The 25,362-nt window shown below is 54.5% G+C and carries 23 protein-coding genes and 2 pseudogenes; 9 read left to right on the top strand and 16 right to left on the bottom strand.

Annotated elements, in window-relative coordinates; translation table 11 throughout:
• Positions 1-11: 11 nt before the first annotated feature.
• From JK199_RS14045 to JK199_RS14070, 6 genes and pseudogenes are all read right to left on the bottom strand, one after another.
• A pseudogene (locus JK199_RS14045) lies at positions 12-542 on the bottom strand (S26 family signal peptidase); the annotation flags it as partial.
• Positions 539-1,027, bottom strand: coding sequence for a DUF2840 domain-containing protein (locus JK199_RS14050; RefSeq protein WP_077931489.1), 489 nt, complete (start codon positions 1,025-1,027; stop codon positions 539-541). The gene JK199_RS14050 and the pseudogene JK199_RS14045, both read right to left, overlap by 4 nt.
• Positions 1,024-2,097: a replication initiator protein A gene (locus JK199_RS14055; RefSeq protein WP_212377101.1), complete on the bottom strand. Its 1,074-nt coding sequence runs from the start codon at positions 2,095-2,097 to the stop codon at positions 1,024-1,026. The genes JK199_RS14050 and JK199_RS14055 overlap by 4 nt, the downstream gene beginning before the upstream one ends.
• Positions 2,094-2,390, bottom strand: a complete 297-nt coding sequence (locus tag JK199_RS14060) for a helix-turn-helix transcriptional regulator (RefSeq protein WP_012553482.1) — start codon at positions 2,388-2,390, stop codon at positions 2,094-2,096. The genes JK199_RS14055 and JK199_RS14060 overlap by 4 nt, the downstream gene beginning before the upstream one ends.
• A 96-nt stretch (positions 2,391-2,486) precedes the next feature.
• A complete protein-coding gene (locus JK199_RS14065) occupies positions 2,487-3,008 on the bottom strand; it encodes a DNA -binding domain-containing protein (protein ID WP_244284924.1) in 522 nt (173 codons plus the stop codon).
• A 64-nt stretch (positions 3,009-3,072) separates the two neighbouring features.
• Complete coding sequence (locus tag JK199_RS14070) at positions 3,073-3,273, bottom strand: transcriptional regulator domain-containing protein (protein WP_077931487.1); 201 nt, start codon at positions 3,271-3,273, stop codon at positions 3,073-3,075.
• 271 nt (positions 3,274-3,544) lie between these two features.
• Between JK199_RS14070 and JK199_RS14075 the strand changes: the two genes are divergently transcribed.
• Positions 3,545-3,796: a helix-turn-helix domain-containing protein gene (locus tag JK199_RS14075; RefSeq protein WP_077931486.1), complete on the top strand. Its 252-nt coding sequence runs from the start codon at positions 3,545-3,547 to the stop codon at positions 3,794-3,796.
• A gap of 48 nt (positions 3,797-3,844) precedes the next feature.
• Here JK199_RS14075 and JK199_RS14080 read toward each other — a convergent pair whose 3' ends face one another.
• A complete protein-coding gene (locus tag JK199_RS14080; protein WP_077931485.1) occupies positions 3,845-4,162 on the bottom strand; it encodes a DUF736 domain-containing protein in 318 nt (105 codons plus the stop codon).
• A gap of 385 nt (positions 4,163-4,547) precedes the next feature.
• On the opposite strand from JK199_RS14080, the gene JK199_RS14085 reads away from it, so the two are divergent.
• A complete protein-coding gene (locus tag JK199_RS14085) occupies positions 4,548-4,751 on the top strand; it encodes a hypothetical protein (RefSeq protein WP_157763029.1) in 204 nt (67 codons plus the stop codon).
• A gap of 39 nt (positions 4,752-4,790) precedes the next feature.
• On the opposite strand, the gene JK199_RS14090 is transcribed toward JK199_RS14085, so the two are convergent.
• The 5 genes from JK199_RS14090 to JK199_RS14110 form a co-directional block, all read right to left on the bottom strand.
• The gene (locus JK199_RS14090) at positions 4,791-5,207 is read right to left on the bottom strand and encodes a hypothetical protein (RefSeq protein ID WP_077931483.1); all 417 of its coding nucleotides are present in this window, start codon (positions 5,205-5,207) and stop codon (positions 4,791-4,793) included.
• Between the two features lie 311 nt (positions 5,208-5,518).
• The gene (locus tag JK199_RS14095; protein ID WP_077931482.1) at positions 5,519-6,199 is read right to left on the bottom strand and encodes a DNA methyltransferase; all 681 of its coding nucleotides are present in this window, start codon (positions 6,197-6,199) and stop codon (positions 5,519-5,521) included.
• A 528-nt stretch (positions 6,200-6,727) separates the two neighbouring features.
• On the bottom strand, positions 6,728-7,966 hold the full coding sequence (locus JK199_RS14100) for a phosphorylase family protein (protein WP_077931481.1): 1,239 nt from the start codon (positions 7,964-7,966) through the stop codon (positions 6,728-6,730).
• Positions 7,950-8,405, bottom strand: a complete 456-nt coding sequence (locus tag JK199_RS14105) for a response regulator (protein WP_077931480.1) — start codon at positions 8,403-8,405, stop codon at positions 7,950-7,952. Before JK199_RS14105 ends, JK199_RS14100 begins: the two co-directional genes overlap by 17 nt.
• Positions 8,402-11,908 (bottom strand): hypothetical protein, encoded by a 3,507-nt coding sequence (locus tag JK199_RS14110; protein ID WP_077931479.1) that lies wholly within the window; start codon positions 11,906-11,908, stop codon positions 8,402-8,404. The genes JK199_RS14105 and JK199_RS14110 overlap by 4 nt, the downstream gene beginning before the upstream one ends.
• A 361-nt stretch (positions 11,909-12,269) precedes the next feature.
• Here JK199_RS14110 and JK199_RS14115 point away from each other — a divergent pair, with 361 nt between their 5' ends.
• Positions 12,270-12,458, top strand: coding sequence for a hypothetical protein (locus JK199_RS14115; protein ID WP_212377104.1), 189 nt, complete (start codon positions 12,270-12,272; stop codon positions 12,456-12,458).
• A 13-nt stretch (positions 12,459-12,471) separates the two neighbouring features.
• Positions 12,472-14,211 (top strand): recombinase family protein, encoded by a 1,740-nt coding sequence (locus JK199_RS14120; protein ID WP_244985184.1) that lies wholly within the window; start codon positions 12,472-12,474, stop codon positions 14,209-14,211.
• Between the two features lie 441 nt (positions 14,212-14,652).
• Here the strand turns inward: JK199_RS14120 and JK199_RS15875 are convergent.
• The 4 genes and pseudogenes from JK199_RS15875 to JK199_RS14140 all read right to left on the bottom strand — a co-directional run.
• Positions 14,653-15,753, bottom strand: a pseudogene (locus JK199_RS15875) (recombinase family protein); the annotation flags it as partial.
• On the bottom strand, positions 15,750-15,968 hold the full coding sequence (locus tag JK199_RS14130) for a hypothetical protein (RefSeq protein WP_131973884.1): 219 nt from the start codon (positions 15,966-15,968) through the stop codon (positions 15,750-15,752). The pseudogene JK199_RS15875 and the gene JK199_RS14130, both read right to left, overlap by 4 nt.
• Positions 15,969-16,293: 325 nt before the next feature.
• Entirely contained in the window at positions 16,294-16,932 is a 639-nt protein-coding gene (locus tag JK199_RS14135; RefSeq protein ID WP_212377107.1) for a hypothetical protein, read from the bottom strand.
• Positions 16,933-17,055: 123 nt separating this feature from the next.
• Positions 17,056-17,277 (bottom strand): hypothetical protein, encoded by a 222-nt coding sequence (locus tag JK199_RS14140; RefSeq protein ID WP_045542134.1) that lies wholly within the window; start codon positions 17,275-17,277, stop codon positions 17,056-17,058.
• Positions 17,278-17,935: 658 nt separating this feature from the next.
• On the opposite strand from JK199_RS14140, the gene JK199_RS14145 reads away from it, so the two are divergent.
• The 5 genes from JK199_RS14145 to JK199_RS14165 are packed head-to-tail and all read left to right on the top strand — an operon-like array spanning position 17,936 to position 25,346.
• On the top strand, positions 17,936-18,532 hold the full coding sequence (locus JK199_RS14145) for a restriction endonuclease subunit S domain-containing protein (protein ID WP_212377110.1): 597 nt from the start codon (positions 17,936-17,938) through the stop codon (positions 18,530-18,532).
• Positions 18,533-18,566: 34 nt separating this feature from the next.
• Positions 18,567-20,093: a type I restriction-modification system subunit M gene (locus tag JK199_RS14150; RefSeq protein WP_212377113.1), complete on the top strand. Its 1,527-nt coding sequence runs from the start codon at positions 18,567-18,569 to the stop codon at positions 20,091-20,093.
• Positions 20,083-21,279 (top strand): restriction endonuclease subunit S, encoded by a 1,197-nt coding sequence (locus JK199_RS14155; RefSeq protein WP_212377116.1) that lies wholly within the window; start codon positions 20,083-20,085, stop codon positions 21,277-21,279. The genes JK199_RS14150 and JK199_RS14155 overlap by 11 nt, the downstream gene beginning before the upstream one ends.
• Before the next feature lie 30 nt (positions 21,280-21,309).
• Positions 21,310-24,606: a type I restriction endonuclease subunit R gene (locus tag JK199_RS14160; protein ID WP_212377120.1), complete on the top strand. Its 3,297-nt coding sequence runs from the start codon at positions 21,310-21,312 to the stop codon at positions 24,604-24,606.
• A gap of 2 nt (positions 24,607-24,608) precedes the next feature.
• Complete coding sequence (locus JK199_RS14165; protein ID WP_212377122.1) at positions 24,609-25,346, top strand: M48 family metallopeptidase; 738 nt, start codon at positions 24,609-24,611, stop codon at positions 25,344-25,346.
• Positions 25,347-25,362 lie beyond the last annotated feature (16 nt).

Here is a 25,362-nt window from a genome sequence, read left to right on the forward strand (position 1 = left end):
GAAGTATAAGAATGTGGCGATGGTGACTCCGCCTCGCCGATACGGACATGAACCGGCACAGCGCGCCCGATGACAGTGTCCACCGACAGGACGCCGAAATACCGCCCGTCCAGACTGGTCGGCACGGCGGTGTTCATGACGAACACCTGCTCCGGTCCGAGATGCTGACAGCCCTGCCAGACCGGCAGCTTGCGGCCCCGATGATCGACGGGTTTCGCGTCACCTGCCGCCTTACCGTCGATGGTGACATGGAGGCCGATGCGACAGACACTCTGCCCCGCCAGTGCTGCCACAGGCTTGAGCAGCGGCACGCCGAACGGCAGGTAGCCGCGTGACGCCAGCAGCGTCGCTTCGCGCTCTGGCAGGCGGATGGCGACAATGTCGCCAACACGGATCGGCACGGTTGGCTGGATCCGATACAGCCCCACCGGAACGCTGGCTGTTTCGTTCCAGACCCAGCGCGGCGTCGGATGAAACGCCAGCGAAGCACCCACACCAAGCACGGCGAAATACGTGGTGAAAAACCAGGCGCGCCGGGTCATGACGCGGCCCTCCGGCGCAACCATCCTTCATGCCGTTCACGCGTGTAGGGACGCGGTTCCTGCGCTGCCGTGAGCCGGTGATGCAGGTGCCGCCAGTGATCGGGACAGGCGGTCGTAGGATCAATTCCCAGCGCCTCCACGACGTCGATGGCCTCCAGCACGCGCCGCACCTTAGGCCATCCACTCTGCCGCAGCAGGCTCTCGCCACCAGGGCGCACGAACGGCACAGTCTGGCATGCCTCCTGAGCCTGCACGGCCCGCACGATGTCGATGCAGGACACGACCGTGCCGAAATCATTGGCGGCCCAGCGGATGAACGCGAACACGCTCTCCGGCGCAAAACTCATCAGCCTGCGCCGACGGTCGAGAATGCGATCCTCGACGGGATGACCGAAACGGATCCAGTGCTCGATGCGCTTCTCGATCCACGTCAGTTCAACCGTGGTCAGGACAGCGTCGTCTGGCTTGAAAGAGCGGGCGGTCATGGGACACCGACCAGGCGATCCGCGACCGCTTCCCGAGCCTGTTTTTCATGCCCCGATCGAGCTGCCGGAAGGGAAGCCGGAAGACCGGAATTTCCTACATAATAAGTTATTATATTAGTTATATAAGTTACGGATCTGATTCCGCATTTAAAAACAATACGTTGCGCCGATTTTCGCCAATGATCCCACGATAAATCCGCCGCTGCTCCCACGATATGATGCGCCGTTGATCCAACGACATGTTTAACATCGTTATCCACACCATCGGTGGATTGACTCGTGGGAACAGCGCATAAAATCCCCAGTTTTCCGCCAGAAATGACGCGAAACGCATAACCGGGGATGATCTGGCTGACGACAATGGCGCGGATTTTCGCGATGAAATCGCGACGCCGGGTCAGGCTGCCTGAGCGTGCATGCAGCTCTGCCAGATCGAAGCGCCATCCCTCCTTCTGTCGTCCGGCATGCCGACGCGCCAGGCGGTAAAGCCATCGCTCCAGACCGCCACGAAGGCAGAAATAGGCGGGATCAACGCTCAGCACGCGCGAGCGATCGCAGGCGGCTTCCATCAGCCAGTCCGGCAGCGTCAGGGCCACACCATCGTCACGGGATATCCGGACATCACTGATCCACGTGAACGGTCTTTCCCTCCAGTCATTACCCTGGCGGATGTTCGTCATGACTGTTGTCGTGGACAACCGTTCCAATGCACCACGAAGGCGATGATATTCATGCTGCCCGGAAGCCCAGCCCAGATCCTGAAACAGACGCCATGGTGTGAAGCGCACATGGCGTGACACCCACAATCCATGGTTCAGCGCATCGACGATCTGCCCAGTCAGCCAGATCAGGACGTCGACGTCCCAGACGGTCGCCATACCGCCGGCATTTTCAGCCCTCACCAAGACCGCAATATGTCGCGCCTGGTAATCGATCGGGGTAAGGCGCGGCGTTTTTCCCAATGCGAAAAACGGACGGCCCATCAGATCGCGGATGTCGCGGGGCCGTGCTGCCCCCGTGACCACGAAGCGGCGGTCGGGCTGACGCCAGTTATCAGCGGCCGGCATCATCGTCCGGCACTCCGCTGGGCCTTGCGGGCCTTCGCCTGCAGGCGGATGATATAGGCGCGCGGGTCGGACGGCATCGGGATGCCGCCACCGTCACCCGTGGAGAGCCGGACGTTCAGATCGGCCCAGGCGCAGAGGTCTTCCACGGCATAGACGATCCGGCCACCAAGCTGGCGGTAGAGCGGACCGGTACCGCAACTCCGGTGCTTTTCGAGGGTGCGGATGGACAGGCCAACGAAATTGGCTGCGTCCGGGGTGCGCAGATAGCGCGGTGGCAGTGTCGGCTGGACACGCATGAGGTGTTCCTCCCGTTGGATCGGGCCGCGTGCGGAATGTCGCGGCTCATGGGAGGACGCTGCCGGAGAATCGGACGCGGGGAGGGATGACAAAGTTCAGGCCGCCAGACTGTCACCCCCCTGCTTCAGCCCCTGAAGGAGGGCGATGTGGCCGCCGTTCAGGTAGAACCCGGCAGCGTCGAGATCGCGGTAGAAAGCCCGGTGCCATGAACTGGCGCGCCATTCATTGCGGGACAGGTGCAGGATGCGCTCGCCGTAGATGCCGGCCGCGATCCGGCGTGTCGCCACTCCTATGCGCCGGCCTTCCGCGATGCAGAGCATGCGAACCTGACGGAGTTTCTGCTGGGGACTCAGGCGCAAGGTGGAGGGAAGAGAACCGGGCATCTGACCGGCAAGCAGGCGGCCGAAGCGCGCAACGCAGGCCAGACGGGTCGGGAGGTGGCCGTCATCGATGATGAACCAGGTTCCTGACGCACCGGGCTGCCGATCGACGACAATGACGACGCGCAGAGGACCAGAGTCACTGTCCAATATGAGATGGACGCCATCCGTACCATCATGCCGTGCCCGCGCGTATGGCGCGAGGCGGGACAGAATATCACCCCCATCGCCACGCACGGCGACCTCCGGCGCGATGTCGGGATCCCAGAATGCGGGGGCAAGCCAGGCGGGGAGATCAGGGTCAACAGGGAAAACGCAACCCCCAGCGACGAGCAAAAGCGCGCCATGCCTCGGCGTCAATCTTGCCCGTCGTCATGGTTGCTGCATGATCGCGCCGGTAGGCCGGGTTATGTCGCAGCCATTCCTGGGCAAGGCCGGTAGGGTCGAGCCCGGCGTAGGCACGACGAAGGGGTGCGGCATCCCACGGCCGGATTGTCGGCACGTCCCCCTCCCCGATATGTCATGGATTCGACCCAGTATCCGGTGCAGGACCGAAACGGGTAGTCCCGAAGACTCAGGAAGGTGATCCCGAAAATATATGGGCTGATCGGGATTATTTCTATGTCGGGAGAAGATTGACGCCAGACGGGCCGAAAACGCTGACTTCCGGGGCATCACGTAATGCGTTGGAAGCATTACCCAACCGAACGGGGAACGTCTCCGTGTATTATAATACGTAGCGCGATAATACACAAATCGTTCCTATCCTGCGGATGGACATCCGAGGACTTTTCGGCGCGAACGTGAGGCGCCTGCGACGCGCCGCCGGTCTCAGCCAGGAAGCCCTGGCGGAACGGATGGGTGTCGACCGCGCCTATATCAGCTGGATCGAGACCGGACGCCAGAACGCGACGCTGCTATCGTTATGGCACGCGTCGCAGGCGCTGGGCGTACGGCCAGCGGCGTTACTGGATGAAAGTCATGTTGTCGCTACAGAAGCGGCACCGGCCAGCGGGAAGCCATAACCCGCCGGTGAAGAAAGCCCCTCCGGCGAACCGGAGGGGCTGGGGTGATCAATCCCCGTTGCGGGGGCGCTGGCGGCTCCAGACCAGGTTATAGGTGCCACCTTCCTCTTCGAAGAGGCTGGCGAAGATCGGACCGGGAAGGGTCGGATCGTCCAGCTTCACGCTGAGATATTCGCGCCAGTCCGTGGTGTGCTTGATCCAGGCGGCCCCGGCTTCGAGTTTCCCGATCTGGACCCGGAAGTTGGGAACATTGTCGCTGGCCCGGTTGGCTTCCGGCACGAAGCGGACGCCCCGGATTTTCTGTGTCAGGGTGACGATCTCGCCTTCGTACCCCTCGCCGACTTTCTTGAATGAACCGATGATCATTGTCCTGTCTCCTGGTTGTATCGGGCCGCGACCATCCTGACCTCGATGGCCATCGTCAGCCCGGAGACGACCGGCGGCGCATCCGAAGGACCGGAGCAACGCGGAGAACGGCAGCACGGAACTTTCTTGTTCCGCGCGGAATGGGCGCAGCCGGCAAGGGAAGAAAGTTGCGGGGCGCCGTTGCGCCAGAGCCGGGCGAGGCGAAGCCGGTCTTCGGGCAGATCGGCCATTATCTGAGGCCATGATGTGCGGCACCGTCAACCTTGTGTGGAGACAGGGCAATCCGTCGTGTTTCATGACTGGGGCGTGGGTCTGATGGGGATGTCTCCCGGCGGCTCGGGGCAATCCGGCGCCGTTACCAGTCCACGTATCGAACAGCGGGCCTGTGACAATTACTCCCCTCACGTCGGGGCAGGAAAACGGCAACTGGCAGCTCCGATCCTGCATTGCACCGTATGAACAGGCGTATCCCAGCATGAATCTGGACGATCCGACCTCCCATTCATCGGTCCGTGCCCTGCCCTTTCGATGCGGGAAGTGCGTCAACACATCCCATGACGCTGCCCTGCGCGATGTCATGAGCGACTGACCACCCCTGCCTCTCCGGTTCGCCGGAGGGACAATCTTTTCAAACAGGCTGGATGGCGCATAACCGCGTCCATGCGGCCCCACCGACGCACAGCGCTCCGAATGTCGCGAATATATACGAAGGAATAGCGCCCATATCGCCCAAGCCACTGAACCCCAGCGTCGTGCCAAACCCCGCCAGCGCGGCCGGTAAAGCAAGCAGGAGCGAGACCGTAATCCGTAGGACGGGATCGTGCGATGAGACGAGGATCGCCTGCCCGAGCACCAGAACCATGATTCCGGCGGCGATACCAGCAAGGATGGCATGAGAGCCGGACATCATGGCGTGGTCATAAAATGTGGTGCAGACCATTGCCGCCACAAACAGGGGAGCGGCATAGACCGCACAGAGAAACAGCAGCCAGCACAGGAAACCGATACCGGCGACGCCAAGAACAATTCCGAGACCGAGCAGCATGGAGCGCATCCTTTCCGTGGAATGGAATACCCCACACATGCCGGGACGGTTCCGATATATCCAGGGAATAAAAGCCAGTTTCTCGACATCGTTTTCACGATCGGGACAGCGCGCGGAGCGCGCCAGACAATCCCAACCGAGGCGCCCCTGTCGGCGCCTTCCGCTCGTGCCGGGAACGCGGCGCGTTGGCCCGACAGCGCTTAGAGTGGATCAACAGGCATTGGTCCAGCATTCTGCTCCACTGAACCTTGCGAGCCGGCTTGCCGGCGAGCGCCGCACGCGCGGGCAGCGTGAAGAAAGAAAGGGGCGGCTTACGCCGCCGCCCTCCCTGCCCCGTGCCAGGTCAGCCGACGGGTCGCCGTGGCCGTGTGCTCCGGGTCCAGTTCCATGCCCAGCCAGTCGCGCCCAAGATGCTGCGCCGCCACCAGCGACGAACCCGAACCCGCAAACGGGTCCAGCACCAGACCACCCACCGGGCAGAAAGCTTCCACCAGGGGAAGCAAGGCCGCCACTGACTTTTGCGTCGGGTGCAGTTTATTGCCCGAATAGGGCATATCGAGCACGTCGGGGATAGGTTTTGCCGGGGGCGTTACATTCCCCTTGGCCAGAAGATAGGCGCTTTCGTGTTCATACCGGAGAAACCGGGAAGAGGACGAATAGGACTTGCGAAAGACGATATGCCCGACCATGCGGAACCCCGCTGCCTTCCAGGCATCGGCAAACAGGTCGATACGGTTCCAGCCATAGAACGAAACGGCGAACCCGCCCCATTTCAGGACACGGTGCATCTGGTTGAAAGCCGGCCGGAGCCAGCGCGCATTATCGTCGTTGCGCACCTTCCGCCCGTCCCTGCCCTGATAGTTCACAAGGTAAGGCGGGTCGGTCAGGATGAAATCCACCGCATTGCGTGGGAGTGCGCGCATCAACTGCACGCTGTCACCGTTCAGAATGGTATTGCGGAAATCGGTTGCCGTGTTGGTATTGCCGGTCATGGTCTTTGCCCTTTGTTCCGCGAGGAACAGCCCCCGCTGTTTCTCTGCCTCGCGGCGAGCAGCGGGGTAGCAACGGCAAGGGCGACCGATGGGGAGGGGTATCTCCCGGTCTGCACGGAGCGTAGCGCAGGAAGATCGGGGACACCCCATCGGGCGGCGTCAGCGCGCTGACGCGCACCCTTGCCGGCGCGAGGGCGGAGCCATTAGCTTTTTTCTGTTTGAAATTCGCTGCTCGGTCACAACTGGAGATTGCCGGAGCAAAACTCAGGTCTCGGGCGACAGTGATGAGTCGCTAGGAACCATCACCATCAGAGTCGAGAACCCGCGTTCAGGCCAAAGCAATCTGTTCGAGTAGATCAGGTGATGACGAAAACGTGCCATCGAGCACCATCGCACGGACCATAAAAACGCCCCCAGTTGCAACTGGGAGGCACTCTGCCCGATCAATCAGGCGACGATAACGTTATATGCACCACAGCGAAGGCTTCCGCATAAAGCCCGCAGATTTCGTTTTTAATATAAAACACTTTATTCAAAGTATTTATCAATATACAACTTAAGAACGCTGGCACTTGTGTATGCTGCATATGGTTGGAACGTATCGCTTTTATCTGGACCGGCAAAATCACAAACCGATTTGATAGCAACAACCTCTGGCTTTGGCGCACACGCCATGGCGGCCGCGGCATAGACACCATATGCTTCCATCTCGATAGCACTGAGTTGTCTATGCTGTTCTTTGATCCGGCCGGCTGCCACATCATCGGCCAACACAACTGAGCCAGAAGCCATTGGAGCAACCTCTACGCGCAGAGGAGTTGGGATATCAACAGGCCAAGCTCTTCTTATAGCTTCAAGACTATCTCGATCTTTTTTTATTTCGTGGAACCGACTTCTCAGACTTTCGGACAACGGCAAATGGTGCGACGAAGGTTCAAATTTGCTCTCCGCACTTTCAGACGGTTCAAGTCTCCTTTTACCGCTTTGCCAATCCCAGCAAGGGTCTGCTACGATCACATCTCCTAGACTCACTTTGCCCTTTACGCCCGCACATATTCCCGTCATTGCAAGTAACCTTGGACGAAATCGTCCAATTAGCTTTGACGCCAGCAAACTTGATGAAACCATACCCATGCGCGTTGCAGCCGCAGCAACAATTTTCAGCTGCCTCTTACGCCCATCTAGAGTACCTTCGTGGACGAAGGTTACATCATCAATTGGGTGTGCTGAAGACTCCCACTTTATTGGAAGTCTTAAGACAGCGTCGAGTTCTGGTTGATGCAGAGCACATAAGATACACACATCTATATCGTACGAAACTACCGAAGCTTCGGATGCAGATGATATACCGTAATCCACGCAGCTTCTGACTTGGTACAGCCACTCATCATTGTCATCTCTAAACTCGATAATTGACCAAAGCTGTCTTCCAAAAGAGGGCGCGGCTCGAACGGCGGCAGCCTTGTCTGCAGTCAATCCAACAATTCGAGAAGGCCTAATCAAAAAGTCACCTTCTGCAATCTGCATCAACAGGTCAACTGAATTGTGCTCGCTAGGCAGATCGGTCGGGTTCAGAGGTATCACAAGATCCAATATAAGAAGATCATAATGCTTTACTTCCAGTTTCTCAACTGCATGTCTCGTGCAAACGACAACATCGAGGTTGTCAAGGCCAAGACCAAAACTAAGCAATTCTTCTGTTAATTTATTATATCGCCGCGGGTTATCATCAACTATCAAAATCTTCATTTTATTCAAATCCAGCATTGTTGATAATCTCTAGCAATCTTTCACGCCAATCGCCATAAGCAGAATTATAATGAAGCATACCATGAAAGTTTACAGGGTGTTCTTCTTTTAACTCGGCATTCAAAGCATCAAGCCCCACTTGTCCGCCCGCTTTAGAAAATGCTTCGTACCCTGTCAAAATGACGCAAGGGCACCGGATTTCGTCAAGTTCTATATTTCTCATCAGTTCTCTTCCCCCAAACCCTTGTGGCCGACCTCCCGTTTCTCCTGGCCCTATGTCAAATGTCGGAAGTGACATATCTAGAATAAGAAAATCCGGGATTTTTTCGTCGAGGGCTGCCAATGCAGAGCGAACAGATCGAGCGAGTCGAAGATCAATTGTGGGCCAGTGCTCCTTTAAGAAAGCCTCAATATGTCGTCGCTTGGGATCCTCATCCTCGACTAAGATTATATTCATGGCCGCTCCGCTGGCGTCATAACCGCCAAAATTATGTGCGCTGGTGTCAACTCCAAGGTCATTCGAAACTTGAAAGCATCAACGAAACCAAATTCAATTCGACCTCCGGCAGATGACTTGAGGGAAGCCGCTATTTTCAGAAATCCCGAGCCCCCTTCCCGCTTTGCCAGTCGTCCTACAACCCCAGACGCAATAGCTGTTCTCGTCCGCTCAAGTCTATCCTCAACGGCTTTGCACTTCACGCTGGAACCAACCGTATTAGTGATCATTAAAATCAGGTTATTTCTTTCGGCACTAAACTCACAAGATATATCAACCTCTATATCTTCATTCAATCCACTGTGACGCTTTATATTATCGAATGCAATGAATATTGAATCAACCACAACAAGTAGATCAGCTGAACTCAACTCAGTATCACCAGAAAAATTTCTAGTTATTTGAGGGTGAAAAGCCTTGTGAGATTTAAGCGCTGAATGTATTGCAATTTCGACGCTTTCCTCCAATGTAAATTTACGCGCCATGTTATTACCATCTGGACGCACAAACCATCGCGCGGCGTCGTCGAGATTCCGCTGTACCTCTGTTGAAGTTGCCCCAAGTGTCATAGAAAGTTGATGCCACCCACCATGCCCATCGGCAACATCTCGGAGGTTTGTCGAGAGGCCTTCGATCAAACTTGTCAATTCAGTCTTCAATTCACTTGCGATAGTTTGCTGAGCTTTTACAAGGCTGGGCTCTAGTAATTTCCAAAAATATTGATAACAAATACGAAGAAATTCTGGGAATTCAAAATTAAGCTTTGCTGCAGACCGAAGCGTCAGAACATCATGCTGGAATATTGGAAGATCAAACAAACCTAAAGGTTTATCAGATGTAAGTATCTGAAGCTTATCATCCTTCAATCTCAACAATGCATTATCAAATTCTTCTGAAAATTCGTTAAAATATTGCTCTACAAGTTTGATTTTTTCTTCGGTCAGCCCCTGCAGCCTTTCAATCCAAAAGGTATTAGCTTTATATGGGCCAAACTCAGACTCTCTGGTGGTAATTAAATGAGAAAATTCTAATGGCCCTCGTATTAATCCAATAAATGACTGATGCCGAATTCTTTTACTCAAAAAATAGTCGAGACCAAAATCGGAATTCAACATAAACTCATCGCGTAGATAAATAATAATATCCGTAATAATCGCACTAGATTCATCATTTGGCGTAAAATACAACTGCCGTACCGCTGCTTGGTCTAATATAGACCTAATAGTGGACGACAAGTCTTCCGGTTCAGTAAGACCTGCGTCGTTCAAATCCTGATAACGATTATATTCTTCCTCGAGCTCTTTCCTCGCCCATCTGGTTAGAGCGCCAGTATCAACGTGTATACGGCTGCTATCGACGAATTGCATTCCTTCGATAACTCTAAGACTGTTCACGCTAGCATATATTTCTGCATCATATGCCTCGGCATTTTCCGGATCTAATTCTTTTAATGAAGCACAAACTGCCTGCCGCTCTTTCAAAACATCATTTGATGATGTAAATGAATGAGCCATATCCATAACCCCAGGGATACAAATATTCTTTAAGTAATAAATCAGAGAGTTTAGATCGTAGTCGTCAGATGTGAACTCGGATGGACGCGCATACCCAGATTTCCTGAGCTGATACGTAAAAGCATACCGCAATAATGTTGCTGCGGCGTCATCGTCTGTCAGCTTCCAATATGCGTCTAGCGCTATAAGTGCAGATAAATCTTGTGCAGAACCACGATAATCGGCCCATTTATATTCCTTGAGATAATCGACTATCGGAAAAAGTGGAAGGCTTGCTTCATTTCTTGCTGTAGTATGTGCGATCAAATGAATAAGTGCAGACTGGTTCCCCAAATCACTCAGTGCTGCAAGTAATATTCTCGTAGAAAACAAAGATAGAGGCGGTGTCGTATGGCACAGTGAGGAGCTTAATGTAGTTGACACCGATTCCAAATCACGCGAACGAAGGAGATGAAGAGCGTAGGCGACTGACTCTTCTTGAGTATTTACGTTGATATCTCCATCAATTATTCCAATCCAATACTTAGCTGTTATCGATTTAAATTGACGTGCTGCTGTTGAATCGTTCTTCGTGTCGAAATCTTCCACTCCAAGATACCTAGAGTTAAGTCCAATTGTGCCAAACTTCAAAAAATTCTGACGTTCTTCGATCCTATAAGTATCGCAGAAATCCTTAAAAGCTACACCACAGGTTATTGAAACCAAATTTACGGAGAGTTTTTCGAGATTCCCAAAGCTGGTCGCACAGAACTCATCTTGAGAAATTATCGAATTCAAAAGATCGCCAAATGTTAATGCAGGCCGCCTGTCATGCCGATATTCATGTTTTTCCAAAGATCTAAGGGCCACCGAAGCAAAACAACTATAAATCAAATTCCACGGATCAAAATTTTCTGCTTTCCATGATTTGCGACCTGACCGTAGCGCCGTTTGTGGCTGCCCAGAAAATAAAGCATCGCTAATTTCCGTCACACGATAGGGACACTCCTCAGATTGGTCGGCATTACCTTCAAAGACGCGGATTACTTTACTTATCCTAAAATCTTTTATTGATAATAATCTCCTCACTTGAAAGATTATTTTTTCATGGTTTTTTTCCATGAATTCACTAAACAACGCACTCTGCACCAATCCAACAGATGTCTCGTAAAGGTCCACGATATTGTGGTGCTGTTCGATTTTTAATATGCTTGCCAATGATTTTGAGTCTCGGGGTATCTGTGCCAATGCTTGAAATCGTACATACGTCGCGATGTCATCATCATAATTGGCTTTTTTTAATACACTCTCTACAAATTGGCTAAACTTTGCAAATGTCGTCCGATCCTCGTTGCGAATTCCAAACATGTATGACAAAAGCGATAGTAAACCTCGTTGATGTATTCCTCGAAGCTGCTTTACATAGTCTTTTTGTGCTTCTAGGCCACCGATTTGTTGATGCAAGAAAATTGCTATCTTGATCGACCAATATGAAATTCCATAATTCTCTATGTGCTTTCTTACACACAGTAATGCCTCGGAATATTTTTGTTCTATTATGAGATTTTCTATTATTTCCGCTTCAATTCTGTGATCAATCAACTTATCGACATAATTTAGCAGTCTATCTGTCACCCAAGCAAGCTCACGTGTAAAATAAATGGCTGATCGCTTTCTTGGATATCCACCCAAGCAACTAAAATAGCTCGGTGAATTTTTGTACTGAGGCGCCAAGGCTTGAATTGTTCGATCAACCCAACCCAGAAAGATCCCGTATTGGCATTCATCAATTTCCAAACGCGCCTCAGATAATGCGTTACTCAAATTATAATGAAAAGCCTCTAATTTGTATTTTATATTTTCTTTCGAATTTTTTGATTTTAACTTTGCTATGCTGCCCCTTATCTTATGTTGTTGTTTGATATATGCACCTTCGGCCACTTTTTTTATGTGGGGGGAAAATTGGTGCACGTTCTTAATCCCAAATTCTATCTATCGATAACACATGCTGTTGCTGTTGGAACGGTCTGTCAACCTTAAGAAACTTGATTATGCTACTGTTGACCGTCTAGCTGCTCTCTTCACAATCAATGTTTCGATCATGTTTAACGCCACCACCACATCATTCATGATCACCATCTATTTTCAAGCCACTGCGATAGGCCAGTATTTGTACGACGCGCCTGTATCCGGGACTACCCATAACTACGATTCCTTACGCTAGAACACGCACAAGCGCGACGTTCCACAATGCGTATTTCCATTGAAATAACAGTCGTCTGTCCGGATCGTATGTCTGTTTTCCTTGCCTTACGGTCGGAAGAGAGCAACGATGACGGACAGACCCAGCCAGTCCATTGCCCCGGCGTATCAACCGCCCGAGCCTGAATTACGGCTCGTCCTGCGCCCCAACACTCCCGACCCGCGTCTGGTGGCGCTGGTCCGCCTCATGGCACGCCGCGCGGCACGGGACTGGTTCCTGTCACAGCAACAGGAGCAGCGCCGCCGCTCCGGACCGTAAGGGATACCTCGCCATGAAGGTCGCGCTCTACGCCCGCTATTCCTCCGACAACCAGCGCGACGCCTCGATCGCCGACCAGCTTCGGGTGTGCCGCACCCACGCGGAGAAACAGGGCTGGAGCATCGTCGAGGACTATACAGACCACGCCATTTCGGGCGCGTCCCTGATGCGACCTGGCATCCAGGCACTGATCGCCGATGCACAGCGCGGGCGCTTTGCGATCGTGCTGGCCGAGGCGATGGATCGCCTCTCCCGCGACCAGGAGGACATCGCCGGCGTCTTCAAGCGCATGAACTATGCCGGTGTGCGGATCGTCACGCTCTCCGAGGGCGAAGTCTCCCATCTCCATGTCGGCCTGAAGGGCACGATGAACGCCCTGTTCCTGAAGGACCTGGCCGAGAAGACCCATCGCGGCCTGCGCGGCCGGGTCGAACAGGGTAAATCCGGCGGCGGCAACGCCTATGGCTATGATATCGTGCGCAAGCTCGACACCAATGGCGAGCCGATCCGGGGTGACCGGACCATCAACGTGGTGGAAGCAGAGGTCGTCCGTCGCATCTTCCGCGACTTCGCGGCCGGGCTGGGGCCGCGCGCCATCGCCTTCCGCCTCAACGACGACGGCGTCTCCGCACCGGGTGGCGGTGCCTGGGGCTTCTCGACCATCACCGGCAACCGCGCACGGGGCACCGGGGTTCTCAACAATGAGATGTATGTCGGAAAATTGGTGTGGAACCGCCAACGCTTCATCAAGGATCCCGACACCGGCAAGCGTCAGGCCCGCCCCAACCCGGACACCGAATGGGTTATCCAGGAGGTGCCGGAATTGCGGATCGTCGATCAGGATCTATGGGACGCGGTCAAGGCACGGCAGGCCAGCGTCAGCGCCAGCCGCAATACACGCGATGCCTCCCTGCCCGACCATTTCCGCGAGAAGCGCCGTCCCCGTTACCTGTTCTCCGGCCTCAGCAAATGCGGCTGCTGCGGTGGCGGCTATTCCATGATCTCCGGCGCCTTGCTCGGCTGCTCGACGGCGCGCAACAAGGGCACCTGCGACAACCGGACCAATTTGCGCCGCGAGGAGCTGGAGCGCCGCGTCCTCGACGCCCTGCGTCACCACCTCATGGATCCGGACCTGTTCGCCGAGTTCTGCACCGCCTTCACCACCGAGATGAACCGGCTGCGCATGGAGGCTTCCGCCGACATCGGCGCGGCTGAATCAGAACTGAAGCGGGTGGAACGCGACATCCAACGCCTGATGGATCTCTACCTTTCCGAAGCCATTTCCATCGAAACGGTCAAGGAACGCGGATCCAAGCTCGAAGCCCGCAAGGCGGAACTCAAGGAGTTCCTCGCCACAGCCGAGGCACCGCCTCCCCTGCTCCATCCCCAGATGGCGGAGTTCTACCACCGGCAACTCGCGCGTCTGCACGAGATGCTGCATTCCGAGTTGGACGAGAAGCGCCAGGAGGCGGCCGAGGTGATCCGCTCGCTGATCGAGGCCATCATCCTCACGCCATCCGACAAGGGGCTACAGATCGATGTCCGGGGCGATCTCGCCGGCATCCTGACGGCGGCGTCGGGCAGCGGACAAAAGAAAACCCCAGCCCGTTTCCGGACTGGGGTTCGTGATGCGTTGGCATCGCAAGTTCAGATGGTTGCGGGGGCCTGCTTCCCCTGCTGTCATAAGCCGACTTTCCTTTTTGCCGCTGACGTCATTTGCAACGTCGAGAATACCCATCAGCTCGCCGCGTAATGTAATATGAACTTCTCCCCGCTTCTCGCCTGGGGTGAAAACAATTCCTCCGATAAGGGAGCGTAAAGCTTCGGTTGCTTCCTTGCCGCCGTCCGGATCGTCCAGCGCCTCGGTGAACCGCTCCACGTTCCGCCGATAGTGACTGGCAATATCCGGATGCACATTGGGAACATCAGGTGGGGCTTCACGCAGGCGAGCCACTATGTCCGCCTTCTGCCCCTCAAGGCTGACCAGTCGTGTTTTCATCGAAGGCTGATACATCCCGTCCTCAATTGCCGCCATAATTCCGGCAATGCCTCGCTCGACCTTCCCGAGCGCCTTACGATCAGCAGCACTCTGCACACGCCATGTCTGGTTAAGACGCTTCACTTCCTTTGCAAAAGCCTGAACGGCCTCTGCAACCACCTCGGAAGTCACCAGACGCTCTTGTAGCCCAGAAAGAACCCGAGCCTCGGCTTTCTCACGCATGATCGTTCGGTTATTCTCGCAAGTTCCCCGGCGAGAATGGTTCAAACACCCAAACCGCCCATTTACGATGATGCCAATCTTTCCACCGCAACACCCGCATGAGAGCAACCCTGACAGGAGCGACATAGGCCGATTTGCCAGGTGCAACCGCCGTGCTCGACCTTCTCGCGTATTCACAAGGCACGGACCGACTTTGGCAGCAATCTCCTTCTGGCGCGCCCGCACGGCTTGCCACAGATCGTCAGGGACTATCCTGAGTTCCGGCACTTCGGTCCTGATCCACAGATGTTCTGGATTGGGCCTGGAAACGCGCTTGTCGGTAATCGGGTCCTTGATAAAACGTTGCCGATTCCACACAATGACTCCCGCATATAATTCGTTATTTACGATCCCGGTTCCCCGCGACAGATGACCTCGGATGGTTGTGTCACTCCAGGCACGGCCTTTCGGACCAGGAACCCCCTCCCCATTTAATTCCACCGCAATAGATCTGGGGCTTCGTCCTGCCGCGAAAGCTCGAAAAATACGACAAACGACTTCAGATTCCTCAGTTATAATTTCCCGATCACCCCGGACGGGTTCGAAATTAGCATCAACCTTCTTGAGCGCCCGATAGCCATAGCACAGACCTCCTCCAGACTTGCCTTTCATCACCCGGCCCAAAAGCCCACGGTGCGTATTCCGGGCAATAGTTTTGATGTACAGAGCATTCATCGTTCCCTTGAGACCAACATGGAGTTCGTTGATTTCCCCCTCCGCCAAAGTAATGATGGCGATACCCTCAAAGGAAAGACGCTTGAACAATGTTGCGACGTCCGCCTGGTCTCGCGAAATGCGATCCAGCGCCTCAGCCAGTACAACATCGAACGCTCCCGCCTGCGCATCGCGCAGGAGAGCCTGAATGCCAGGCCTTAAAGTCATCCCGGAACCAGAGATGGCGGCGTCATGATAACTACCGACCACCGCCCACTTCTCACGCATCGCGAGTTGCTCGCAAAGTCGGAACTGATCTTCGATTGAACTGGCGCTTTGTTTATCAGTCGAATACCGCGCATAGTATACTACACGTGTCATTTTAGGGTTTCCTCGATTTTCTGGGAATTATCGGACAAAGCGCCGTTGTCGTTAGCTGCCCGATAAGAGGCGAAATACTCCCGTGCCATTCTCCGACCGATAAGCCTGGCAACTGCATAGACCGCTGCTTGAGCGGCTTTTTCGACACCTTCTGGTGTCAGATTGTCATTTGCGGATATCAGATCCGGTGTGGGATTTTCATGAGTCTGCGTCACTGTTTTTCCCCTGCGAAAAGCGTGACATCACTATTGCACACCAGCCTGTGGCAGCCTCAAAAGGGCACGCTACCTCAATTTCATACGCCACGAAAAAGTGATCAAAAATTCTTGATATTTTTTGTCTTTATTTTCAGCATATTGCGCGTTTTTTCGCGACTATCAGACGTTATGAAACACGTCATCGAAAAATCGAAATTTAGAACAAACTCCGACCCTCCAAAGAAACGGACCAGCCGTCATGGGCTGACCCGTGTCACTGGATAAGCGCTATCCGCTAATGTCTCTTTTTTCTTTCAGTATTTCATTTTTAGATAAAAACGAATTATGCATTTTTTGCTCGTTTAATAGCCTGACGAACCCGCTCTGTCTGGACGAACACATCGCAGACCTCGTCGATATGGATCACCTCTACAGGTGCAACACCCATGTAGCGCATCAGACGTTCCTCAATGCCAATACGGAATTTCTCAGCATTTTCAGAGACCGACTGCCCGGCACTCGTAACGGTCCCGGCAACCTCAATGTAGACTGTGGGGTGTCCTTTGAAATACAGACCGAAATCCGCAAATCCTCTGTTTCCCAATTCTCGAATGGGTGGCTGAACCATAATATTGAGGCCGCTCTCCTGTGCTTGCAGCAGGCGCCGATAAACAGCCAGTTCCACAATGGAGCCGATCCTGTAGTTATTGACGCGAACCTGCTCCTGCCAGGCAGGGAGATTCCGGTGATACGCTGCCACACGCTGACGAAAGGCGCGCCATAAGGCCTTGTCACGGTTATATCGGGCGACCAGTTCGGGGCCTCCATCACAGAACTCCAGCATCTGCGGCGTCGGCGTCACCAGCAGATCATGAGAAAGCTGAGCGTAACGCTCAATGTCGTTCGGGCGGAAAAAACCAGCGAACATCCAAGCTGGAAGAGCATTATTAAAACGATCATTGTTCGGTAAAGCGGGTGTCATTTGAAGTGTCCGTAATGTGGACGCACGTTCCCCATTACTCAGCGAGCATTCTGAGAACATGCGTGTATTATGAAAAGGGAAAATTAAGCTGTAGCGGCTTACTGCTCATTCGCAGCATTGGCTTCAGTCATCGCGGGAAGAGGCATCACTCCCCAGCACCCTGTTGGCAACCAGCCTGACCTTGTGGCCAACCATGCGTGTCAGGATGACCACGCCTTCCAGGACACTGTCATCCACGTTACCGGCAAGAGCCTCACTAACAGCAAAATCAAGCAGCCGGTGCAGGGCGACAATTTGCATGAGGTCCACCTCGGTGGCGGACGAAATCGTAGTGCGATCAGACATTGTTTTCTCTCGTTCAAAGCATGAAGGAACGAGACGCCCCACCCTAATCCTCACTCCCAAAGATACAGGGAACAAAATCCTCTGGGGAATTTGGGGTCATGCGCCTCACAACGCCCACCCCGAAAAATGACACCTTCACACCCCGTCATCAGGGCGCACCGCAGGTGCAAGAGCACTGGAAGCGGAGAAAAAGAGCGGCTTTGATTTTTGCGTCGCAAAAATGCCGCGATAGAACAAAAAAAACGTAGCGATTTCATATGTTTGCGGAGCATGCGTATGAAATTGAGGTAGCGTGCCCTCACACGCCCAAAAAACCGGGACACGCCGAAAAAAGAAAAATGGCTGTTTTCTGCCGTTTTCCAGGACTCATGACACCAATGACGCTTTGGGTGACAGATGTCATGACCCCGTCATGACGGCTGCAATAACAACTCCTGACAGTGTCACCGAACGCATGACACCATTTGAGGTGGTGTCATGACGCCGTCATCCCGGCCTCTCAGAGAGCACCAGAGGTACGATAGAAATGACACCCGAGTGACACTGTCATGACGCGTCATCACCCCATAAAGGCAAAATTTATAGGAGTGTTTCTCTGCACGAAAGCCAATGGTAAAATCCTGTTGACGCCGCTCTCCCAATCGCCTACCACAATAACATGAAACCAAATGGCGCACAGAAAATGGATCTTGTGGCAGTCGCCAACATCTCGGCGGGGCACCCGTTCAGAGGACGGATTGACCCCGTTTCTGGTGCGGAAACAGCTGTCGTGCAGATGCGGGACACCTCACCTTCTGGCGTGGACTGGGCGTCCTGCGTGCGCACCGAGGTGTCTGGTCGCCGTGAGCCGGACTGGTTGCGTCCGGGCGATATTCTCTTTCCGGCCCGTGGCAATGTGTCACAGGCAGTTCTGATTGATGAGAGCATCGGCAGCCTTCAGGCTGTCGCTGCTCCGCACTTCTTTCTGCTGCGCGTGTCACGTCCGGATGTGCTGCCTGCTTATCTGGCGTGGTGGCTCAATCAGGAACCCGCGCAACGGCATCTGGAGCAGAACGCCCAGAGTTCCACCCTGGTCCGCAACATTGCCCGGCCGGTTCTGGAGGCCACGCCCGTTCTGCTACCCCCTTTGCCTCGACAGGAACAGATTGTCGGACTGGCCAGCGCCATGCAGCGCGAGGAGGACCTTCTCCACCGCCTGCGCCAGACCAATCAACAGATCATGACCGGGCTTGCCAGAGACCTTCTGGCGAGCTGACACTCCCTTACGTTTTGAAACAGGATTTGAGTTCGTGACCGAGCAGATTTCACAGGACACCATCAACAAGGCGCTGTGGAGCGCCTGCGATACCTTCCGTGGCACCGTCAGCCCCGACACCTACCGCGATTACGTGCTGACCATGCTGTTCCTGAAATACATCTCCGATGTGTGGCAGGACCATTATGACAGCTACAAAAAAGAATACGGCGACAACCCCGCCCTGATCGAAGCCATGATGGCGCAGGAACGCTTTGTTCTGCCCAAGGGCTCGGACTTCTATACGCTTTATAAAGAGCGCAACGCCCCCGGAAACGGCGAGCGGATTGATAAAGCCCTACACGCCATTGAAGAAGCCAACGGCACCAAACTGAAGGACGCGGGCAAGAGCGTCTTCCAAGACATCAGCTTCAACTCCGACAAGCTGGGCGATGAAAAGCAGAAGAACACGATCCTGCGGCATCTGCTGGAGGATTTTCACAAGCCGGACCTCAACCTGCGCCCTTCCCGCGTGGGTAATCTGGACGTGATCGGCAATGGCTATGAGTTTCTGATCAAGAATTTTGCCGCCAGTGGCGGACAGAAAGCCGGGGAGTTCTACACCCCGCCGGAAGTCAGCGAACTGCTGGCCCGTATTCTGAGCCCGCAACCAGGTGAGACCATCTGTGACCCGGCCTGTGGCTCGGCTTCCCTGCTCATGAAATGCGGTCGGCAGGTGACGCAGAACCACAAGGGCAGCAAGGATTATGCCCTGTATGGGCAGGAAGCCATTGGCTCCACATGGTCCTTTGCCAAGATGAACATGTTCCTGCATGGCGAGGACAACCACCGCATTGAATGGGGCGACACCATCCGCAACCCCAAGCTGCTGGATGATAAAAACCACCTGATGCGATTTGACGTGGTGACGGCCAACCCGCCCTTCAGTCTCGACAAATGGGGGCATGATGAGGCGGAGCAGGACGTGCATCACCGCTTTGCCCGTGGTGTGCCGCCCAAGACCAAAGGCGATTACGCCTTTATCCTGCACATGCTTGCCACCTTGAAAGACCGCACGGGCCGCATGGGTGTGGTAGTGCCGCATGGCGTGCTGTTCCGGGGCAGTTCGGAAGGCAGGATCCGTCAGAAGCTGATTGAGGAAAACCTGCTGGATGCCGTGATCGGCCTGCCGGAAAAGCTGTTCTTCGGCACGGGGATTCCGGCCGCCATCCTGATTTTCCGCAAGGACCGCAAGACGAAGGACGTGCTGTTCATTGACGCCAGCCGCGAGTTCAGGGCGGGCAAGAACCAGAACGTGCTGACCGAAGAGAACATCACCAAGATTGTGGACACCTACCGCGCCCGCCAGGACGTGGACAAATACGCGCACCTCGCCACGCCGGACGAGATCAAGGAGAACGACTACAACCTGAACATTCCCCGTTATGTCGATACCTTCGAGGAAGAAGAGGAAATCGACCTGAACGCTGTTCGGGCCGAACGGGCGGAAATCAAGGCGGAACTGAGCAAGCTGGAAGCGCAGATGGACGCTTATCTGAAGGAGTTGGGTTATGCTTCCTGAGGGGTGGAAAAATGTTCAACTGGGCGAAATTTCCAAAGTCACGGGGGGAAAACGACTTCCAAAAGGCGGTGTGTTAGTTTCCCACGATACAGGCTATCCGTATATCAGAGTAACAGACATGTTGGATGGCGGAGTATGCATTTCAAATATAAAATATGTTCCAGAGAATTTGTCAAAATCCATTGAAAAATATAGAATATTCAAAGATGACCTATTTATTACTGTAGCAGGAACAATAGGAGTTATCGGATCAATTCCAGATGAATTGAACGGAGCAAATTTAACAGAAAATGCTGATAGAATTTCAGAAATAAAAGCAAACAAAATTTTCCTCATGGAATTTCTTAGATCACCTTTTATTCAGTCATACATTGAAAATGTAAAAACCAACAATGCTCAACCAAAATTAGCTCTTGAACAGATTAGAACTTTTCCAATCCTCCTCCCCCCTCTCCCCGAACAGAAGAAGATCGCGGCGATCCTCTCGACGTGGGATCGTGCGATTGAGGGGACGGAGAAGCTTCTGGCCAACAGCCAGCAGCAGAAAAAAGCCCTCATGCAGCAACTCCTCACAGGCAAAAAACGCCTGCCGGGGTTCTCAGGGGAGTGGGAGAAAACAAATATTGGAAATATCGCAAAGGAAATTTCTATCCGGAATAAAAACAGAAAAGATTATCCGGTTATTTCCTGCACAAAAACAAAAGGATTTGTAGATTCTTTATCTTTCTTCAATAAGAAAGTTTATAGTGATGATCTTTCAGGATATAAAATTATATCAAGAAATCAGATTGGGTTTCCATCAAATCACGTCGAAGAAGGTTCCATCGGCCTACAAAATCTTCATGACAACGCGATCGTAAGTCCTATTTATACTATTTTCTCAATGGAAGAAAACGCTGACCCGTTGTTTGTTTTTGCAGTTCTAAAAACAGATCATTATCGTCAAATTTTCGCCGCAGCCACCAATTCTTCAGTAGATAGACGTGGCAGTTTGCGTTGGTCCGCTTTTTCACAAATCAAAATCAATCTCCCCTCTCTCCCCGAACAAAAAGCCATCGCCGCTGTTCTGACCACAGCGGACGAAGAAATCACAGCGCTTGAATCCGATCTCTCCCGTCTGCGTCAGGAAAAGAAAGCCCTGATGCAGCAGCTTCTCACGGGCAAACGCCGCGTAAAAGTCGATTAAGTTATTTCAGTTCACAGGATATTTAAAACCATGGCTCCCGCCCCGAAATTTCAGGAAGAATACAGCGCCAAACTTCCGGCACTGGCCCTGCTCAGCACCCTCGGCTGGCGGTTTCTGCCCCCATCCGAAGCACTGGCCTTGCGGGGCGGCAAGCAGAGTGCCGTGGTGCTGGACTCTCTCCTACGGGCGGAACTGAAAAAACGCCGCTTCACGTTTGAAGGACAGGAACACGCTCTGTCCGATCAGGCCATTGAACGGCTTGTCTCTCACGTCACGCATCCGGACTTTGTCTCCGGCCTGCGTGACGCCAATGAGAAGATGACAACGCATCTGCTGTTCGGCATTGCCATTACCGAGTTCATTAACGGGCGCAAGGCCAACCCGACCATCGCCCTCATCGACTGGCAGAACCCGGCCAATAACAGCTTTACCTTTACCGAAGAATTCAGTGTCCTCCGCACGGATCTGACACAGACGCGCAGACCGGATATCGTGTGTTTCGTCAACGGCATTCCGCTGGCCGTGATCGAGGCCAAGCGCCCTGATGGCCAGCCGGGCAAAGGCCCGACGGTGGATGCCGGAATTTCCCAGAGCATCCGCAATCAGAACAAGGATGAAATCCCCCAGCTTTTTGCCTACAGCCAGCTTCTGCTTTCCATCACCGGGCATGACGGGCGCTATGGCACCTGCGGCACGCCGAAAAAATTCTGGGCAAGCTGGAAGGAAGAGGACATTCCCGAAAGCCGGATGGAGGCGCTCAAGAATGCGCCGCTTTCAGGTGCCCAGAAAGACGCGCTGTTTGCCGACCGGAAGCCCCCTGCACGGGACTGGTTCGAGGACTGGACGTCTCGCCCGCTGCATGTCACGGATCAGGACCGGCTGCTGATCGGCCTGCTCTCGCCCGAGCGTCTGCTGGACATGGCGCGGTTCTTCACACTGGTCGACCGCAAGGCAGGCAAGATCGTCGCCCGTTATCAGCAAGTTTTTGGGATCAAGCGCCTATTGGAGCGCATCAAGTCCCGCCGTAGCGATGGGGGGCGCGAGGGCGGGGTGGTCTGGCACACGACCGGGTCGGGCAAGTCCTTTACCATGGTGTTCCTCAGCCGTGCCCTCATTCTGGATGACGATCTCAAACAGTGTCGCATTCTGGTGGTGACAGACCGCAAAGATCTGGAGCGCCAGTTGAGCGCGACCTTCTCCACCGGTGGCGAACTGGCGGATAAGAAAGACAAGGAAGAGGCACTGGCCACCTCAGGTCGCCGTCTGGCACAGCAGATCGGGCATGGGCAGGAGCGCATCATCTTCTCGCTCATCAACAAGTTCCACACCGCCACCACTTTGCCCGAGTGTCATAATGACAGTGCGGACATCATCGTGCTGGTGGATGAAGGCCATCGCAGTCAGGGCGGTGAGAACCATGCCCGCATGAAGCACGCGCTCCCCAACGCCGCCTTCATTGCCTTTACAGGCACGCCGCTGCTCAAGGGGAGTGAGACCACCAGCCGGTTTGGCAAGATCATCCACTCCTACACGATGCAGCAGGCCGTCTCGGACGGCACGGTGACGCCCCTGCTCTATGAAGAGCGCAAGCCTGATCTGGATGTGAATGACCGCGCCATTGATGCCTGGTTCGAGCGCATCACGCAGGGACTGACGGAAGAACAGGTCACGGACCTCAAGAAGCGCTTTGCCCGCGCCAATCAAGTCTACAAGGCGGACGACCGCATCCGGCTGATCGCCATGGACCTGGCGACGCATTTCGACAGCAATATCGACAGCGGCCTCAAGGGTATGCTGGCCTGTGACAGCAAGCTCTCCGCCATCCGCTACAAGCAGTATCTGGATGAGGTCGGTCTGTTCGAGAGCGCTATCGTCATGAGTCCGCCTGATACGCGCGAGGGCCATACGGAAGTGGATGAGCGCAGGCAGCCGGAAATTCAGGACTGGTGGAAGGACAATGTCGGCAGTCAGAATGAGGAGGATTACACACGCGGCGTTATTGAGCGTTTTGAAAAGGATCCGGATCTCAGGCTGATCATTGTGGTCGATAAGCTGCTGACCGGCTTTGATGAACCGCAGAATGCGGTGCTCTATATCGACAAGCCGCTGAAGCAGCACAATCTGTTGCAGGCCATTGCCCGTGTGAACCGCCTGCATGACCAGAAGAAGCATGGTCTGCTGATCGATTATCGTGGTATTCTGGCGGAGCTGGACACCACGCTGGCCAAATACGATGAACTGGCGGCTGAGAATGTCGGCGGATATGACCCAAAAGATATTGCTGGGCTGTATAGCCAGATGAGCACGGAATACCGCGAACTCCCCGCTCTGCACAAAGCACTCTGGGCCATTTTTGAGGGCGTGAAGAACAGGAGCGACCTCCAGCAGCTTCGGGCTGTGCTGATGCCCCGTATGGTGGAGGAGCACGGCCAGATGGTGGACGTGAACCTCAAGCGCCGGGATGACTTCTATGAAGCGCTGACGAAGTTTGCCACCTGCCTGAAGGTGGCCCTGCAATCCGTGGCCTTCTTTGAGGACACCAGCTTCACGGAAAAAGACCGCGCCACCTACAAGGAGACGCTGAAGCAGATGACCAGCCTGCGCCAGATGGTCATGCAGGATACCGGTGAAACCGTGGACTTCGACCAGTATGCCGAGCAGGTCAAAAAACTGCTGGACCGGCATGTGGCGGGTGTGAAGGTGCATGAGTCCCAAGGGCTCTATGCCGTCGGCAAGATGGGCCAGAAGCCCGAAGACAACGAACCCGAAAACTGGAGCGAGGAGAAAACCCGCAACGAGACGGACCTGATCCGCACCCGTGTGACGAAGATGATCGACCACGAGATGCAGGATGATCCGTATGCGAAGGAAGCGTTCTCGGCCCTGCTGCGCAAGGTGATTGAGGAAGCAGAAAGCCTGTTCGACCATCCCCTCAAGCAGTTCATGCTGTTTCAGGAGTTTGAGGAGCAAGTAGCCGAACGCAAACTGGAGAACATCCCGTCTGTTTTTGACGGGCATCGCCATGCGCAGGCCTATTATGGCGTGTTCCTGAAAACACTGGCGGCCATCTTCAATCATAAGCAGACGGACGAAGAAAAACAGCGCTGGATTGATCTGGCGTTTGAGGTCGACAAGGTCGTGGATAAGGCGGTGCGGGAGAATTCTCTTAGTCGCCCGGATATGGAAAAGGCGGTCAGGAAAGAACTGCTGCCGCTGCTGTTCAGTGCGGGCCAGAAAGCAGGCTTTGGGGTGGACAAGGCGCAGGAAATCATCGAGCAGGTCATCCAGATCATGCGGGCTGGTCCTGCTGATACCCTACGCGGCTGAGCATGAAAGAAACTCCCACTCGCGTCCTGACCTATGGAGGGGAGCAGATCCGCATAAATCTGATCCCACGAACCCGCCCCGGCACAACCCTGCGGATCAAGGTGCATCCGGACCTGCGTGTGGAGGCTTCTGTCCCAGATGGCACGACAGAGGCTGATCTGGACAAGGCTCTACACCAGAAAACCCGCTGGATCTGGCAGAAGCTGCGGGACTTCCGGGCGGTGCAGGAACATGCCACGCCTCGCACGTATGTCAGCGGAGAAAGCCACTTCTATCTGGGGCGGCGGCATCTACTGAAAGTGCATCATCAACCGGATGCGCCTGAAATTGTGCGGATGCTGCGCGGGCGGCTGGAGGTGTCCGTGCAGGAACGCCATGCTCTGAGGATCCAGAAGATGCTGGAACTCTGGTATTTTACGCGGGCGCAGGAGGTGTTTCGGAACCGCCTGTCCGCACTCGTTCCCACAACACTGTGGGTGACAACGTCCCCTGCCCTGAAGCTTCAGATGATGCAGACCCAGTGGGGCAACTGCTCACCGGGAGGGACCATCACGCTAAACCCGCATCTGGTCAAAGCCCCGCGTGATTGCATTGATTATGTGATTCTGCATGAGCTTTGCCACCTGAAGGAGCACAATCATGGCCCTGCTTTCTGGGGGCTCATGGAACGTGTCATGCCGGACTGGGAGCGGCATAAGGTCCGGCTGGACGGGATGGCAGAGTTGATCCTCTCCTGCTGATACGACAGCTATGGGG

Origin of the sequence: Acetobacter persici, from assembly GCF_018256955.1 — a bacterium.
Taxonomy (GTDB): Bacteria; Pseudomonadota; Alphaproteobacteria; order Acetobacterales; family Acetobacteraceae; genus Acetobacter; species Acetobacter persici.